20 protein-coding genes, 1 pseudogene and 1 other annotated feature are annotated in these 15027 nt (G+C 38.7%); of the genes and pseudogenes, 5 read left to right on the forward strand and 16 right to left on the reverse strand.

Annotated elements, in window-relative coordinates:
• Position 1: 1 nt before the first annotated feature.
• Positions 2-1276: a DUF2130 domain-containing protein gene (locus tag HMPREF0847_RS03200; protein ID WP_008808758.1), complete on the reverse strand. Its 1275-nt coding sequence runs from the start codon at positions 1274-1276 to the stop codon at positions 2-4.
• Positions 1277-1436: 160 nt separating this feature from the next.
• On the opposite strand from HMPREF0847_RS03200, the gene HMPREF0847_RS03205 reads away from it, so the two are divergent.
• Both HMPREF0847_RS03205 and HMPREF0847_RS03210 read left to right on the forward strand, forming a co-directional pair.
• On the forward strand, positions 1437-1964 hold the full coding sequence (locus HMPREF0847_RS03205; protein WP_008808759.1) for a hypothetical protein: 528 nt from the start codon (positions 1437-1439) through the stop codon (positions 1962-1964).
• A gap of 38 nt (positions 1965-2002) precedes the next feature.
• Positions 2003-2515, forward strand: coding sequence for a transcription repressor NadR (locus HMPREF0847_RS03210; protein WP_008808760.1), 513 nt, complete (start codon positions 2003-2005; stop codon positions 2513-2515).
• A 40-nt stretch (positions 2516-2555) separates the two neighbouring features.
• Here HMPREF0847_RS03210 and HMPREF0847_RS03215 read toward each other — a convergent pair whose 3' ends face one another.
• The 8 genes from HMPREF0847_RS03215 to uvrB all read right to left on the reverse strand — a co-directional run bounded on the left by HMPREF0847_RS03215 (position 2556) and on the right by uvrB (position 8473).
• Positions 2556-3023, reverse strand: coding sequence for an 8-oxo-dGTP diphosphatase (locus HMPREF0847_RS03215; protein ID WP_008808761.1), 468 nt, complete (start codon positions 3021-3023; stop codon positions 2556-2558).
• A 22-nt stretch (positions 3024-3045) separates the two neighbouring features.
• A complete protein-coding gene (locus tag HMPREF0847_RS03220; protein ID WP_008808762.1) occupies positions 3046-3471 on the reverse strand; it encodes a hypothetical protein in 426 nt (141 codons plus the stop codon).
• 71 nt (positions 3472-3542) lie between these two features.
• Positions 3543-3986 (reverse strand): hypothetical protein, encoded by a 444-nt coding sequence (locus HMPREF0847_RS03225; protein WP_008808763.1) that lies wholly within the window; start codon positions 3984-3986, stop codon positions 3543-3545.
• A complete protein-coding gene (locus HMPREF0847_RS03230; RefSeq protein ID WP_008808764.1) occupies positions 3964-4500 on the reverse strand; it encodes a hypothetical protein in 537 nt (178 codons plus the stop codon). The genes HMPREF0847_RS03225 and HMPREF0847_RS03230 overlap by 23 nt, the downstream gene beginning before the upstream one ends.
• Positions 4490-5035, reverse strand: a complete 546-nt coding sequence (locus HMPREF0847_RS03235; protein WP_008808765.1) for a DUF1697 domain-containing protein — start codon at positions 5033-5035, stop codon at positions 4490-4492. Before HMPREF0847_RS03235 ends, HMPREF0847_RS03230 begins: the two co-directional genes overlap by 11 nt.
• Before the next feature lie 34 nt (positions 5036-5069).
• Complete coding sequence (locus HMPREF0847_RS03240; RefSeq protein WP_008808766.1) at positions 5070-5567, reverse strand: GNAT family N-acetyltransferase; 498 nt, start codon at positions 5565-5567, stop codon at positions 5070-5072.
• Between the two features lie 32 nt (positions 5568-5599).
• Positions 5600-6376 (reverse strand): hypothetical protein, encoded by a 777-nt coding sequence (locus HMPREF0847_RS03245; protein ID WP_008808767.1) that lies wholly within the window; start codon positions 6374-6376, stop codon positions 5600-5602.
• 108 nt (positions 6377-6484) lie between these two features.
• The gene (uvrB, locus tag HMPREF0847_RS03250; protein ID WP_008808768.1) at positions 6485-8473 is read right to left on the reverse strand and encodes an excinuclease ABC subunit UvrB; all 1989 of its coding nucleotides are present in this window, start codon (positions 8471-8473) and stop codon (positions 6485-6487) included.
• 448 nt (positions 8474-8921) lie between these two features.
• Between uvrB and HMPREF0847_RS03255 the strand changes: the two are divergent.
• A pseudogene (locus HMPREF0847_RS03255) lies at positions 8922-10307 on the forward strand (amino acid ABC transporter substrate-binding protein/permease); the annotation flags it as partial.
• Positions 10307-11047 carry an amino acid ABC transporter ATP-binding protein gene (locus HMPREF0847_RS03260; protein ID WP_008808770.1) on the forward strand — a complete coding sequence of 247 codons (741 nt, stop codon included), beginning with the start codon at positions 10307-10309 and terminating at the stop codon, positions 11045-11047. The pseudogene HMPREF0847_RS03255 and the gene HMPREF0847_RS03260, both read left to right, overlap by 1 nt.
• 66 nt (positions 11048-11113) lie before the next feature.
• On the opposite strand, the gene gloA is transcribed toward HMPREF0847_RS03260, so the two are convergent.
• The 6 genes from gloA to HMPREF0847_RS03290 form a co-directional block, all read right to left on the reverse strand.
• On the reverse strand, positions 11114-11494 hold the full coding sequence (gene gloA / locus HMPREF0847_RS03265; protein WP_008808771.1) for a lactoylglutathione lyase: 381 nt from the start codon (positions 11492-11494) through the stop codon (positions 11114-11116).
• A 134-nt stretch (positions 11495-11628) separates the two neighbouring features.
• Entirely contained in the window at positions 11629-11988 is a 360-nt protein-coding gene (gene rplT, locus HMPREF0847_RS03270; RefSeq protein WP_000124830.1) for a 50S ribosomal protein L20, read from the reverse strand.
• 50 nt (positions 11989-12038) lie between these two features.
• Complete coding sequence (gene rpmI, locus HMPREF0847_RS03275) at positions 12039-12239, reverse strand: 50S ribosomal protein L35 (protein ID WP_001125942.1); 201 nt, start codon at positions 12237-12239, stop codon at positions 12039-12041.
• A gap of 34 nt (positions 12240-12273) precedes the next feature.
• The gene (infC, locus tag HMPREF0847_RS03280; protein ID WP_008808772.1) at positions 12274-12804 is read right to left on the reverse strand and encodes a translation initiation factor IF-3; all 531 of its coding nucleotides are present in this window, start codon (positions 12802-12804) and stop codon (positions 12274-12276) included.
• Positions 12805-12921: 117 nt separating this feature from the next.
• Positions 12922-13051 (reverse strand) — a sequence feature (ribosomal protein L20 leader region).
• A 26-nt stretch (positions 13052-13077) separates the two neighbouring features.
• Positions 13078-13755, reverse strand: a complete 678-nt coding sequence (gene cmk / locus HMPREF0847_RS03285) for a (d)CMP kinase (RefSeq protein WP_008808773.1) — start codon at positions 13753-13755, stop codon at positions 13078-13080.
• Between the two features lie 9 nt (positions 13756-13764).
• Entirely contained in the window at positions 13765-14214 is a 450-nt protein-coding gene (locus HMPREF0847_RS03290; RefSeq protein WP_008808774.1) for an SAG1386/EF1546 family surface-associated protein, read from the reverse strand.
• A 45-nt stretch (positions 14215-14259) separates the two neighbouring features.
• Between HMPREF0847_RS03290 and HMPREF0847_RS03295 the strand changes: the two genes are divergently transcribed.
• Positions 14260-14457: a ferredoxin gene (locus tag HMPREF0847_RS03295; RefSeq protein ID WP_301335834.1), complete on the forward strand. Its 198-nt coding sequence runs from the start codon at positions 14260-14262 to the stop codon at positions 14455-14457.
• Here HMPREF0847_RS03295 and HMPREF0847_RS03300 read toward each other — a convergent pair.
• Complete coding sequence (locus HMPREF0847_RS03300; protein ID WP_008808776.1) at positions 14454-14942, reverse strand: EbsA family protein; 489 nt, start codon at positions 14940-14942, stop codon at positions 14454-14456. The two genes, HMPREF0847_RS03295 and HMPREF0847_RS03300, sit on opposite strands and share 4 nt — an antisense overlap.
• Between the last annotated feature and the right edge of the window lie 85 nt (positions 14943-15027).

The raw sequence follows: 15027 nt of genomic DNA on the forward strand, positions 1-15027 counted from the left end.
CTCACTCCCCCTTCAGCGCTTCAAACTTCGCTTTCATGGTTGGATTTTTTCTGGTCAATTTTTTAACTGAGACATCGTCTAGTTTGTTGTTGGCAAGGCGAAGTTGATTTTCAGATGTGGTTAGGAACTTTTTGACCTCTTCCATACGCTTAATAGCCTTGTCAATTTCATCGATGGCTTTGCCAAAGTTGGTCGAAGCTGAGTTGTAGTTCTTTGCAAAAGCTACTTTGAAGGCATCCAAATCTTCTTCAAAATGGGTAATATCAATATTCTGCTCCCGAACCAAGGCTAGCTCTTGCTTGTATTTAAGAGAATTAAGCGCCGCATTTCGCAGGAGACCAATCAACTGAATAAAGAACTGAGGACGGACCACATACATCTTTTCATACTCGTGACTGACGTCAACAATCCCTGTGTTAAAGTAGTCGTTATCTGCTTCTAACATGGTCACCAAAACGGCATACTCACAGTTTTTCTCCCGACGGTCCTTGTCCAATTCTTTGTAAAAATCTGCATTCTTATGCTTCTTCTCTGTTCCGTCCGCTTCATTTTTCATCTCAAACATGATGGAAATGATTTCGATACCATTTTCATCGCATTCACGGAAGATAAAATCTCCCTTAGACCCTCGCGCAGAGACCTTGTTATCCTTCTCAAAGTAGGCATTTGGAAAGGCAAAACTACGAACCTTGTTAAACTCACTCTCTGCATACTGTTCCAAACTTTCCCCGATAGCTTTTGTAGATTGTTGGGCTTTGAAATTCTTATAGAACTCGACCTGTTCACTAGCTGCTTTGAGCTGGGCTTCGTAATTCTGCTTAATAGAAGCCAATGACAATTCATTTTCCTTTTCTTGCAAGAGGAGCTGGTTTTTGACCTGATCCCGTTCTTTTTCTAGGTCAGAAAGTATCTTTTGCAGTTGATTTTCGTGCTCCAAACGTAAGGTAGCCAATTGGTTTTCCAAGGCCTGTACTTCCTTGTCCTTGGCCAATAAGGCTTGATGGCTTGTCTGCTCTATTTCTTTCCTAGCGAGTTCTTTTTCTGTATCAAAGTTTTGGATTTGACTCTGCAATTGAGCGATTTCTTGGTCTTTTTGAGCTAGTTTAGACTGTTGCTCATTCATGGCTTTTTGCTCAGCTAGGGCCAGTTCCTGCTTCATCCGATCGTGCAATTCCTTATCAAACTCAGCCGTTCTCACTTGGGATAAGAGTTCGGCATACTGACTTTCATTTACTGTAAAGACTTCCCCACAGTTGGGACATTTGATTTCGTTCATGGATTATCCTCTTTCATGAAATTTCTTCATTATATTATACCATTCCTTGTTATAAATGAAAAACTCGGGCTAATGCTCTAAGGCTTGCTTCAAATTCCCCTTGACTTGCTTGATAAAACAGTGTACTATACTACTGTATATACACATAAAAGAGATTATAATGAAAATTAAATCTAAAAATCAATTTTTAACCATGACCGCTTTGCTCACAGCCTTAGCAATTGCTATTCCTATGGTCATGCCCTTGAAAATTGTCATACCGCCGGCCTCTTATACACTAGGGAGCCATGTCGCTATCTTTCTAGCCATGTTTATCTCGCCTCTAATGACTGTGATTGTCATTTTAGGATCGACTTATGGTTTTTTGGTTTCCGGCTATCAATTTGTGATTGTTTTACGTGCTTTCTCTCATATTGTATTCGGTACCCTTGGTGCTTTCTATTTGAAGAAAGCTCCCGAAACCTTAAATAATCCAATTAAGAAGTGGATTTTCAATATTGTAATGGCCATTATCCACGCATTAGGAGAAGTTCTTGCTTGTCTACTTTTCTATAGTTCGACTTCCTATCCAAATGGAAATCTTTTTTATCTTTTAGTTATTTTGGTTGGCTTTGGTACTGTTATTCACAGTATCGTAGACTTTCTGATTTCCGATTTTATTTTCCAAGCTTTGAAAAAAATTAGATAAGCCTTGCAACTTATTCTTATTTGTCTTAAAATGAAGCTATGACAAAGCAAAGAAAAGAAAAATTATTAGAACTTTTAAAACAATCTAGTGTTGCTATCAATGGTCAAGCTTTGGCTGAGCATTTTCATGTTCCCAGACAGATTATTGTTCAAGATATTGCCTTGCTTAGAGCTGATGGTGCTCCCATTCTTTCAACCAATCGTGGATATCTATATAAAGGAACTGACGACATTCCTACTTTTCATCGGCTATTCAAGATTAAACATGGCGTAGAAGATATGGAAACTGAACTATTAGCCATTGTTGATAATGGTGGTCGAGTCCAGAATATTCTGATTGAGCATCCAGTTTATGGTGAAATACAGACTTACCTGAAGCTGACCTGTCGCCGTGATGTCCAACATTTTCTTCAACAGGTCGAAGGATCTCAATTCCGTCCTTTATCTGAGCTGACAGATGGAGTTCACTATCACCTGATCCAAGCTGACTCTCAACAGGATTTGGATTATGTTGAGACTGCTTTGAGGGATTTGGGGTTTTTGTTGGAGTAAACAAAAAAAGACTGATTAGGATCTAACCTAGTCAGTTTTTTTAGTACATACTTTTACGCCAACCACCTTCTATCCACTCGTGATAGTAATATTCCGAAAGCTCCTCATCTTCCATCATACGCAGAAGTTCTAGCATATCATAGGCTAAGTCTAGTTTTGGCAGAGCATTCTTGTCTACCCAAGAAATCTCGCCCTCTTCTGTCGAGTGAATCTGACCAGAAAATTCAGTCGCTTTGTAGCAAAAGACGATATAGCGAATTCCCTCATCCGTATGCCAGTTCTTTACCCCGACCAATTTTGGATGACGAATGGTTAAACCTGTTTCCTCTAAAATCTCACGCACAACTGCATCATGGAGAGACTCGCCCTTCTCGATATGGCCACCCGGAAAGGCATAGCCAGACCAATGATTACGCTCAGGAGAGCGGTATTGCATAACCACACGTTCGTTCTCGAGATCTTCTATAAGGCAAATATTAGTTAAAATCGTTTCTTGGGCACATGACATGGATTCACTCACTTTCTATTTGTTAATATTCATCCCGAAATTTTACTTCGGACTTCATCATAAAAGGATTAACTAAATCGTGGTATTCACGATAACCATGAAGCAAAGATCCTCTAACGATGATAACTTCTCTATCTACTATTCTACAATCTACTGTAATTGGAATGCGTGAATCTTCTATAAAAGAAAAAGCTAAAAGCAAAACACCCCAGATACAAAAAGATACAAAAGCACTAAAGAGCTCTAGAATAAGATGACGCTTTTGATTTACCCTTGATTTATAAAATCGACCCCATAAATGGAACAATAAGGTTAAACAAAGACAAAAAAACCAGAAATTCCACAGAGTAGGAATAAATGCTAAACCAAATGTTAATAAAATAAGATGGAAAATGACAAAGGATAACAAGGCAAGATAAACGATTCTATACACATTTAAATATTTCATAATATTTTTCTTCTTCTCAAGATTATGACTAGATCTCAAACAGGCTATGGATCAACTTGCTTTCTAAGTTATTAAAACATATCTTCGTTGTATTTTACTTCTGACTTCATGATAAAGGGATTGATCAATTCATGATGTTCATAAGTACTATGAACCAAAAAACCTCTAACAATGATGATTTCTTTATCTTGTATATGATAGTCTATATTGATGGGAATAGCAGGATTTTGAATGATTGACAAAACAAAGAATGCTGCAAACCAAAGATAAAGTACCACTAATGCACTGAACAATTGAAAGATAAGGTGGTACCATTGAAAATCCCTTGTTCTAAAAAAGACTATCCAAGGATGGATAAAGAAGGTCAAACAAAGAATGAAAAACCAACCATTCCACAAAACCGGAGTAAAGGATAGGCCAAAAGCTAACAAAATCAAATGAAGAATGACGAAGGTTAGCAAGGCCAGATAGAGTGTTTTAAATGAAAATAATTTAGACAGATTTTCTTTTGTCATGATTTTTCCTCTTTTTTTCATTATATTTTAAAATCAACATCGTTAACCCTGAAATGAAGAAAAAGATTAGATAGGTAGCAATCGGAAACCAAACATAGCGATAATCCAAAGTGATTAAAGGTGGCAAAAAACCTTTTCCGTGTTTCAATCTAATCCCTACAAAACAATGAAAAAGAAAAATCGGGCCATTTAGATAGAGAAAAAATTCTGAAATACCTTCCAGCGAGTTGCTCCCCTCTCCTCTCAGACTTCCAAACCAAGAATAGAATGGAAAAGTGATCAAAAGAAACAAATTTAAATACAAGGGGCTAATATAGCTAAACTCACGAAGCGGAGCAGGGATACTCTCATTACCAAATGTTAAATATCCTACGCCAAGACCAACCATTATAAAAAATATATAACCTAAAAGAGCTTCTACTATCCAATGCTTTTCCAACCAAAGGATAAACTTGTTCCCCTGAACTTTTACTTTTCTTTTGTTTTTATTTTTCTTTTTGGTTTTACTTCTCATTCACCAACTCCACAATCTTCTGGAAAGTCTTGCCGTTTCGGATGGTCAGTTGCTTGTAGAAACTAGACTTGAGCAGTTTCTTATGATAGTTGGACTTGAGGTAGTCTGCTTGATCAGCATTGCTATAAAAGAAAGCTGTCTGCCCAAAATGCAGTTGCTCCTTGTCATTTGCCCAACTGCCTGCCAGCTCTTGAACGCTCTCCCTGTCTATCTCCGGCAGATAAAAGAGAACATCTCGCCGAAAAGCTGTTTCATCCTGCCACCAAGTAGGCAGATTGGCTGTTTCTTTTTCAAGCATGGCAGAGCTGACAAGGACAAAAGGCAGGGGAAAATCATAAGACCGACTGAAATAAGCAGTCAAGCTCTCCCAAATCCTCTCCTCCTGCTCCTCGCTATCAAAGAAAAGATTGCCGCTGTTGATGTAGGAAACTGGATTTTCAAAACCCAACTCTGCTAAATCCTTCTTCAAATCAGCCATAACAACCTTGTTTTTTCCTCCGACATTAATGCCGCGGAGTAAAAGTGCATAACGCATGTGTGCTCCTTAAAATATATCTATTATGTCCAAACTAACTGTTAGAGTTTTTCGAGTAAATCAGCCGTTTTTCTTTCACGGCTTTTCCTAAGTCAATGACTTTTTCCTCACCGTCAAAAACAAAACCCATTTTTTCATAAAAGGCGATGGCACGTTTATTATCTTCTAAAACCCATAATATAATCTCTTGATAACCATACAAGGCAGCAAAAGCAGCCTGCATTAACTGCTGTCCTACACCTTTGCCATAATAATCTTTTAAGACATACAAGGCGAAAATTTCACCAGCTATCCTAGCTGGATCTCGAAAATCACCGTAGCTAACAAAGCCGACCACTTTAGCATCATCCAAAGCGATCAAGGTATTTTCAGGATACTTTTGACTATAAAATCGGCACTTATCCAAAGTCATCTGCTCTTGAAATTCCGCAGGCAAAATCTCATCATAAGCTTCACGCCATGTCCGCCAATGAACTCGGGATTTCCCTTCTATCTCCTCAGCTGTTTCCATTGCTTTGATAGTGATGTCCATTTGTTTTTCTCCTTGAATAAATCAATCTTCAATTATTCCGCCTGAAAACCATTGCTATCTAATTTCCCTTTTTCTCCCCAAACAACTACATAAACATTTTTGGGTAAGCTAGCAAAATCAACATAGTCAGTTAGACTCGCTCCTTCAGGAATATCACCTTCCAGATTGAGATACAAATTCAATTGAGCCCCATACTTTTCTGACAATTGAATCATATCTTTTCTCAATTTCTTTATTTCATCTGCTGAAGCATCATACTTCTCTGTCTTGGGATTATACTTTAGTTCTTTTTTAATTTGAACCAAATCACGATAAAACCCTTTTTGGTCATCAGTTACATAGTAATCTAAATCTGTTCTCAGCTCCTTAAATTTCACTGGCTTTAGAACAGACTCTTTATCAAAATATAAGGTATTCAACATAGGATGGGAATTTGTATCTAAGACATAAGAAAAGATAAGATTTGTTAGTATCGAAGATGGTTTATCATCACTATTAGCATAATAGGAATAAGTCCTATCTTCTAACTTCTCTGTTAAAATTTTCTCTGCGCCTTCTGCCAATTGAACTTTTACATAATATTGATAAGTAACACGACTAACCAAAGTTGGAATCTCTATTTTCTTAACCTTCAATCCTAAATCATCTTCAAAAGCTGTGTTCACAACATATTCAATATGCTGCTTTTCCTCTTTCGTAACAAGTTTTGTCGGCATAAATGCCCAAAAAAATTGAACTATCGGTAACAAGCCTATGACAAAAATTGAAATAAAGAAAATAAGTATTAGTTTAATTAAATCCTTTTTCACTTCAATTCCCCCACTTAAACTTCTCTAACTTATTTTTTTACATAGTGACTCATTGACTAGAGATGTAATTAAGAACTTAGTTAGCAACTTTGGCACTAACTATATTTTTTAATCCATTGCTTTTATTTCCAGAATCATATCGCGAATCTGTGCGGCTAGTTCGAAGTCGAGGAGTCCGGCAGCTTCTTGCATCTGGCCTTCCAGTTTCTTGATCATATCCTTGCGTTCTTGCTTGTTGAGGCTTTCGATTTCGACTGTTTCTTCCTTGTCTGGCAGGGCAGCCTTGGTCACACTGATTAGGTCGCGGATTTCTTTCTTGATGGTCTGAGGTACAATGCCGTGCTCTTCATTATAAGCCATCTGGATTGCCCGACGGCGGGCAGTTTCGTCGATAGCACGCTGCATGGACTGGGTCATGGTATCCGCATACATAATCACATGCCCTTCGCTGTTGCGGGCTGCCCGACCGATGGTCTGGATCAGGCCACGCTCGTTGCGGAGGAAACCTTCCTTGTCCGCATCAAGGATTGCCACCAGACTAACCTCGGGTACGTCGATTCCCTCGCGTAGCAGGTTAATCCCAACCAAAACGTCAAAGACACCCAAGCGCAAATCACGGATAATCTCAGTCCGCTCCAATGTCTTGATATCCGAGTGCATATACTTGACCTTGACTCCCATTTCCTTGAAGTAGTCCGTCAAATCTTCCGCCATCTTCTTGGTCAGGGTTGTGATAAAGGTGCGTTCGTTCTTTTCAACACGTGCATTGATTTCACCCAAAAGATCATCAATCTGTCCCATAGTTGGGCGGACTTCCACCTCTGGATCCAGAAGCCCTGTCGGTCGGATAATCTGCTCAATAACAGTATCCGTCTGTTCATTTTCATAGTCGCCCGGCGTAGCCGATACATAGACAATCTGGTGAACATGGCTTTCAAATTCTTCTCGGCGCAGCGGACGGTTGTCCAAGGCAGACGGCAAGCGGAAACCATAATTAACCAACATCTCCTTACGAGAGCGGTCGCCATTGTACATACCGCGAATCTGTCCCATGGTCATGTGACTCTCGTCAATCATAATCAAGAAGTCATCAGGGAAAAAGTCCAAAAGGGTATAAGGCGGCTCTCCTTCGCTCCGACCATCCATGTGGCGAGAATAGTTCTCAACACCATTCGTATAACCCATTTCGCGCAGCATTTCGATATCGTACTCTGTGCGCTGTTTCAAGCGCTGGGCTTCCAGAAGCTTGCCTTCCTTCTCAAAGATAGCTAGCTGCTCCTCCAGCTCCGCCTGAATCTTGGCAATCGCCACTTCCATGTGGTCTTCATTGGTTACGAAGTGAGTGGCTGGGAAGATAGCTAAATGGTCCACCTCACCCAAGACTCGACCTGTCAAGGCTTCAACCTCACGAATCCGGTCAATCTCATCTCCAAAAAACTCCACCCGAAAAGCATGCTCATCCCTAGAAGCTGGGAAAATCTCTACCACATCACCACGAACCCGGAATTTCCCCCGCTGAAAATCAATGTCATTGCGCTCAAACTGGATATCTACCAAGTCATTGAGTAGCTTATCACGGGAAATTTCAAGTCCAGGACGCAGGCTAACCACACTATCGGAGTATTCCTTAGGTGAACCCAGACCATAGATACAAGAGACAGAAGCCACGACAATCACATCATTGCGCTCTAGAAGGGCAGATGTCGCTGAGTGACGGAGCTTATCAATCTCGTCATTGACCGAGCTATCCTTTTCGATATAAGTATCGCTGGAAGGCACATAGGCCTCAGGCTGGTAGTAATCATAGTAGGAAACGAAGTATTCCACCGCGTTATTGGGGAAAAACTCCTTAAACTCGCCATAAAGCTGGCCAGCCAGCGTTTTATTGTGGGCGATAACCAGAGTCGGCTTGTTGACCTGAGCGATAACCTGACTCATGGTATAGGTCTTACCAGTACCAGTCGCCCCCATGAGAATCTGGGCTTTCTCGCCGCCCTCAATATTATCCACCAGCTGCTCGATAGCCTGGGGCTGATCTCCTGAAGGCTCATACTTGGAAATCAATTCAAATTTATTATCTGTTATTCTGTTAATCATCTTTTATTCCTCAAATTGTGCTTCTATCATTTTACCATATTTGCCCTATTTTCTCTGGATTTGGATGTGAGCCAATGGTCCACAACTCTATCATCATTCTTTTTTTATCCTACATTTCATTGACAGACAAGAATAAAGTCCGTTCTAAACTATGCAAATTGAATTTTGAAACATAGGTAATAAATCTTATTAAAATAACAAAACTATTAATTGCTTGAAAATGATAACTAAAATAGGGCAATCAGTAAACACAGCATGTTTCCAAATCGATGAGATTAAGTGATTGATGTTATATAATCTAACATAAACTCGTTAAAATTTGCTATCTTCGTCAATTTCTGATATAATCGTACAATATTCTAAAAAGGAGACTAGTATGAAACAAAAAATTATAGCACTTTTACTAACATTCTCTTCGCTACTTACTTTTGCTAGTAGCGTTGTTCATGCAGAAGATAAAGCAACACCTGTAAAATCAAAATACGTTATTTCCAGTGATTCCTCTTTTGCACCTTTCGTTTTTCAAGACAATAACAATCAATATACAGGTATTGATATGGATTTGATCAAAGCCATTGCTAAAGATCAAGGCTTCAATATCACCATTAAAAATCCTGGTTTTGATGTGGCGCTTAACGATGTACAAACCGGTCATGCTGATGGTATGATTGCAGGAATGACTGTAACGGATGCACGAAAAAAGACCTTCGATTTCTCAGATTCTTATTATTCAGCAAATTCAATCTTAGCTGTGGCTAAATCCAGCACCATTTCTTCTTATGAAGACTTAAAAGGGAAAACTGTCGGTGTTAAAAATGGGACGTCCTCTCAAACTTTCTTAACTGATAATCAAAAGAAGTATGGTTACAAAATTAAGACTTTTTCTGATGGCGCTTCTCTCTATGATAGTCTGAATTCCGGTTCAGTAGCAGCTATCATGGATGATGAACCTGTCATTAGATATGCCATTAAGCAAGGGAAAAAATTTAAAACACCTATCGAAGGAACTCCTAGCGGTAAATTGGCTTTCGCCGTAAAAAAAGGAAGCAATCCTGAATTGATTAAGATGTTCAACAATGGACTAGCTAACTTGAAAAAGAATGGAACTTACGATAAGATTCTCGAAAAATACCTAGCAGATAATTCTTCTGAATCAGAAGTTGATGAATCAACTATTTTGGGACTCTTAAAGAATAATTATCCTCAACTTCTTAAAGGTTTTGGTGTAACGATCGCTTTAGCACTTCTTTCCTTCGCTATAGCTTTAGTAATCGGTATTATCTTTGGAATGTTTAGTGTCAGCCCTTATAAACCACTACGTTGGATTGCTGAAATCTTTGTCGATGTCATTCGTGGTGTGCCACTTATGATTCTTGCTGCCTTTATCTTCTGGGGTATACCGAACTTGATTGAATCAATTACAAACCAGCAAAGTCCTATTAACGATTTTGTGGCTGGTACCATTGCTCTCTCTCTTAATTCAGGCGCATATATTGCTGAAATTGTGCGTGGCGGTATCCAAGCAGTACCTGTAGGACAGATGGAAGCAAGCCGGAGTTTGGGTATTTCCTATTCTAAGACTATGAGAAAAATCATCTTACCACAGGCAACTAAAATCATGCTTCCAAACTTTGTCAACCAATTTGTAATTGCGCTTAAAGATACTACAATCGTATCAGCAATCGGACTTGTAGAGCTCTTCCAAACAGGTAAGAACATCATCGCTCGTAACTATCAAAGTTTCCGTATGTACGCTATTCTCGCTGTTTTATATCTTTTGATTATTACTTTCCTTACTAGATTAGCTAAACGCTTAGAAAAGAGGATCCAATAATGGCAAAATTAAAAATTGATGTAAATGACCTTCACAAATACTATGGAGAAAATGAAGTCCTTAAAGGTATTACTGCTAAGTTTTATGAAGGGGACGTCGTTTGTATTATCGGTCCTTCTGGATCAGGAAAGTCAACTTTTCTTCGTAGTCTTAACCTACTTGAAGAAGTTACTAGTGGTACCATCACTGTTGATGGTTTTGATCTAACTGACAAAAACACTAATGTAGACTTAGTTCGTGAAAATATCGGAATGGTTTTCCAACACTTCAACCTATTTCCACATATGACTGTTCTTGAAAATATCACCTTCGCTCCTGTTCAGCATAAGCGTATGAGCCAAGCTGAAGCGGATGCCTTGGGAATGGAATTACTAGAAAAGGTTGGATTAGCTGACAAGGCCGATGCTAGCCCTAACAGCCTCTCTGGTGGTCAAAAGCAACGTGTAGCTATCGCTCGTGGCTTAGCTATGAACCCCGATATTATGCTCTTTGATGAGCCTACTTCTGCTCTTGACCCAGAAATGGTCGGTGACGTTCTAAATGTTATGAAAGAATTAGCAGAGCAAGGTATGACAATGATTATCGTAACTCACGAAATGGGCTTTGCACGTCAAGTAGCTAATCGTGTTATCTTTACAGCAGATGGTGAATTCCTTGAAGATGGAAAACCTGACCAAATCTTCGACAACCCTCGGCATCCACGCTTACAAGATTTCCTAGACAAGGTTCTTAATGTATAAAATAACTCCGGCAAAAAAAATTGCCGGAGTTATTTTATTTTTTGAAATATTAAAACTATATCCTTTTTATTTCTCACGGATCACTTCGACCTTGTAGCCATCAGGATCTTTAACAAAGTAATAGTTTGGTGGATTACCTGGTAGACCCTTTGGTTCGGTAACTTCATAACCTTTAGCACTATGTTCCTGATGGAGAGCCTCAAGATCAGGTGTGCTAAGGGCGATGTGAGCATAACCATCTCCAATGACATAAGGTCCGTGATCATAATTATAAGTTAATTCTAATTCATAGTCGTCACCATCAAGTCCTAGATAGACAATGGTGAAGGCATAATCTGGAAAATCCTTGCGACGCAATTCTTTAAATCCGAAAGCATCTTGATAAAAAGCGATTGATTTTTCAAGGTTCTCCACTCGCAAGCAAGTATGTAGCATTTTTGAAGCCATAAGATATAATTCCTCCTTTTGTATATTATAACATTTTTGAAAGCAAGTTCCCATTTATCGATTTTATAAATCGTTATATTTTTTACAATCAGGATTTTAAAAACAAAAAAAAGGTCCCTGAGGACCAATTTTAATTATTTGCCAAGTTTTGCCTTAGCTGCATCAGCAAGAGCTGTGAAAGCTGCTGCATCGTTAACAGCCAAGTCAGCAAGCATTTTACGGTTAACTTCAATCTCAGCCAATTTCAAACCATGCATCAATTGTGAGTATGAAAGTCCGTTCAAACGAGCTGCCGCATTGATACGAGTGATCCACAATTTACGGAAGTCACGTTTTTTCTGACGACGGTCACGGTATGCATAGTAGTAAGAGTTCATTACTTGCTCTTTTGCAGTACGGAACAAGATGTGTTTTGCTCCATAGTAACCTTTTGCTAATTTAAGAATACGTTTACGACGTTTGCGCGATACAACGCCACCTTTAACACGTGCCATGTTTTATTTCCTCCAATATTTCCTAGAATAGTTCAGTGATTAACTTGCTCTTATTTCAAGCGAGTAAGCATTGCTTTGATACGTTTGAAATCTCCTGAATGCACCATAGATGCTTTACGAAGATGACGACGTTGTTTCTTAGTCTTTCCGTGGAAACGGTGTGAAGTGTAAGCACGGAAACGTTTCAAGCCACCAGAACCTGTACGTTTGAAACGTTTAGCTGATGCGCGGTGTGTTTTTTGTTTTGGCATGATAAATTTCTCCTTTTTTTAACTTTTGACAAAATTATTTTTTGTCTGGAAGCGGTGCTAACTGCATAAACATTTGACGTCCATCCATCTTAGCTCTTTGCTCAATAATAGCAACATCTTGAGTTGCTTCAGCAAATTCCGCTAAAACTTTAGCCCCAATCTCTTTATGGGTAATCATCCGCCCTTTGAAGCGAATGGAAACTTTAACTTTATTTCCTTTTTCAAGGAACTTGCGTGCATTGCGAAGTTTAGTATCAAAGTCTCCCTTATCAATGGTCGGACTAAGACGCACTTCTTTTACAGTTACAACGCTTTGTTTTTTACGTTGTTCCTTTTGTTTTTTCTGATACTCAAATTTGAACTTTCCATAGTCCATAATTTTCGCAACAGGCGGCTTAGCTTGTGGTTGAATCAAAACCAAGTCCACATTAGCATCGTCAGCAAGTGCTTGCGCTTCACTAAGTGGCTTAATTCCCAATTGCTCACCTTCAAGACCAATTAAACGAACTTCACGTACACGGATTTCATCATTGATGAATAAGTCTTGCTTTGCTATAGTTTTCACCTCTTTTTTATTTTTCTACTCTTCCAAATCTGAGTCAAGATTTCAGAATTCAATGTTTATGTCAGATGAACCAACTAGCATTAAATCCCTAAATTAGACCAAACTTAGTTAAGTATTCGAGAAAAACAAGAGCGGACTTGCTAACGCAAGCCCGCACTACATGATAGTATTTCATTACTGAAACTTAATCCGTAGAGCCAGACAACGTTAGTCGCAAGGCGAGAAGCTCTCACTTCTGCTTTTCTCAACTCTACTATCATACCAAGTTTCTTCTTACTTGTCAAGAATTTTTTTTGCTTTTTCCTCAATAAATGCAACTACATCAGAAATACTAACTCCAGTTGTATCAAATGTGATGGAGTCTTCGGCCGGACGTAAAGGAGATACACTACGGTGACTATCTTTATAATCTCGGTCAGCAATTTCTTTCTTCAAGACTTCAAGATCCGCTGAAATACCTCTTTCTAAATTCTCTTTATAGCGACGTTCAGCTCGTTCATCAACTGAAGCCACTAAGAAAATTTTGAGCTCGGCATCTGGTAGCACGACCGTGCCAATATCACGACCATCCATAACAATGCCACCTTGACTGGCAATCTGTTGCTGAAGGCTTACTAATTTTTCTCGAACTTCTGGAATAGCAGAAATCCAAGAAACATTATTAGTAACATCATTTTCGCGAATAGGGTTGGTCACATCTACATCCCCAACAAAAACTAACTGTTGACCAGACTCAGAACGACCGAAACTCACAGAATAGTCATCCAATAATCTAATGATACCTTCTGTATCAGCAGCAGTCAGCTGATGTTGCAAAGCCAGGTAAGTTGCTGCACGATACATAGCCCCTGTATCAAGATAAGTATAACCCAAATCTTTAGCAATTATTTTTGCAACCGTAGACTTCCCACTGGAAGCTGGACCATCAATTGCAATTTGAATCTGTTTCATAGTATCCTCCTAACGAGTTTTAACAACATCGCCTGGATTAGCATACCATGATCCAGTTGTCATATGAGAAGGGTTTAAGCGTTCTAATTCAGCAATAGAAATTCCAGCTCTAGCAGCAATGGCTGCTTCTCCTTCTCCAGCTTGAACAGTAATAGTTCCTTCAGATGAAGCTGTTGTGCTCTCAGAACTAGCTTCAGAACTTGCAGCAGGTGCAGAACTAGCTACTTGACTACTAGCAGGTGCGCTAGTATCAAGAAAACCTTCTTTAGCAGCTGTCTTCCCACCGCCACCAACAGAAAGATAAATCATTCCTGCAACAATCACAATGACCATGATGAAGAAAATAACCGCTAAAATAGTTAGGACTCTATTCGCTAAAACATCACTTGATTTTTTTGTTCTTTTCAAATCTTTTTCTCCATTATCGTAAATATCTTCTTCCCATGGTTCTTTTGCCATGACTTCCTCCTTGAATTTTTCTAAAAATCTTATTACAATATGACTATGAAAGTAACACTCATTCCAGAACGATGCATTGCTTGTGGGCTCTGCCAAACCTATTCTGAACTTTTTGATTACCATGACAATGGTATTGTCAAATTTTCCAACAATAACGAGCTCCTAGAAACTCATATTGAAGAATCAGATGATGTTCTTGAAGCAATCAAAAATTGTCCCACACGCGCTCTAAAAAAAGATTAAGAGTGTTTATCCTGATTAGCATAATAGGTTTCAAAGTAATCAATGTGTGTCAAGTTATCAACTAATTCGACTTCACCTTTAAAATGCTTATTTAAAGCTAAATCATTCACAAAATACTTTTTAGGCCACTTTCTCATACAAAAAGTTCGGCCTTTTTCTTTGCCATCAAAGTATAGTGTGATCGATGTTTTCGTTACAGCCACTTTTCGAATGGTTGATATGTCGATTTTTGATGGCGTAAAGGGATTAGCTGTTATGATGCGTAAAATCCCATTATCATAAATGGTGAAATAACGATGAACTCCTACACCAAGTAAAACCATAAATAAAAACAGGAAAAACAAGACTAAAGTAGGAACATCCGAACTCTCATACATCAAAGACAGTCCAATAAAGATTGGAATGACAGATAAAGACCAATAAATAACTAAGATTGAAAGATCTGGTTGCCAGTGATATCGAAGTTGTCCAAAAATCTTTATCATATCCTCATCCTCCTCTAACTAGTTTAGCATATTTTGAGAAAAAATGGGAGTATAAATCATCCTATAAAATGATTATTTTATAAGA

The sequence above is a fragment of the Streptococcus sp. 2_1_36FAA genome (genome assembly GCF_000161955.2).
Taxonomy (GTDB): Bacteria; Bacillota; Bacilli; order Lactobacillales; family Streptococcaceae; genus Streptococcus; species Streptococcus gordonii.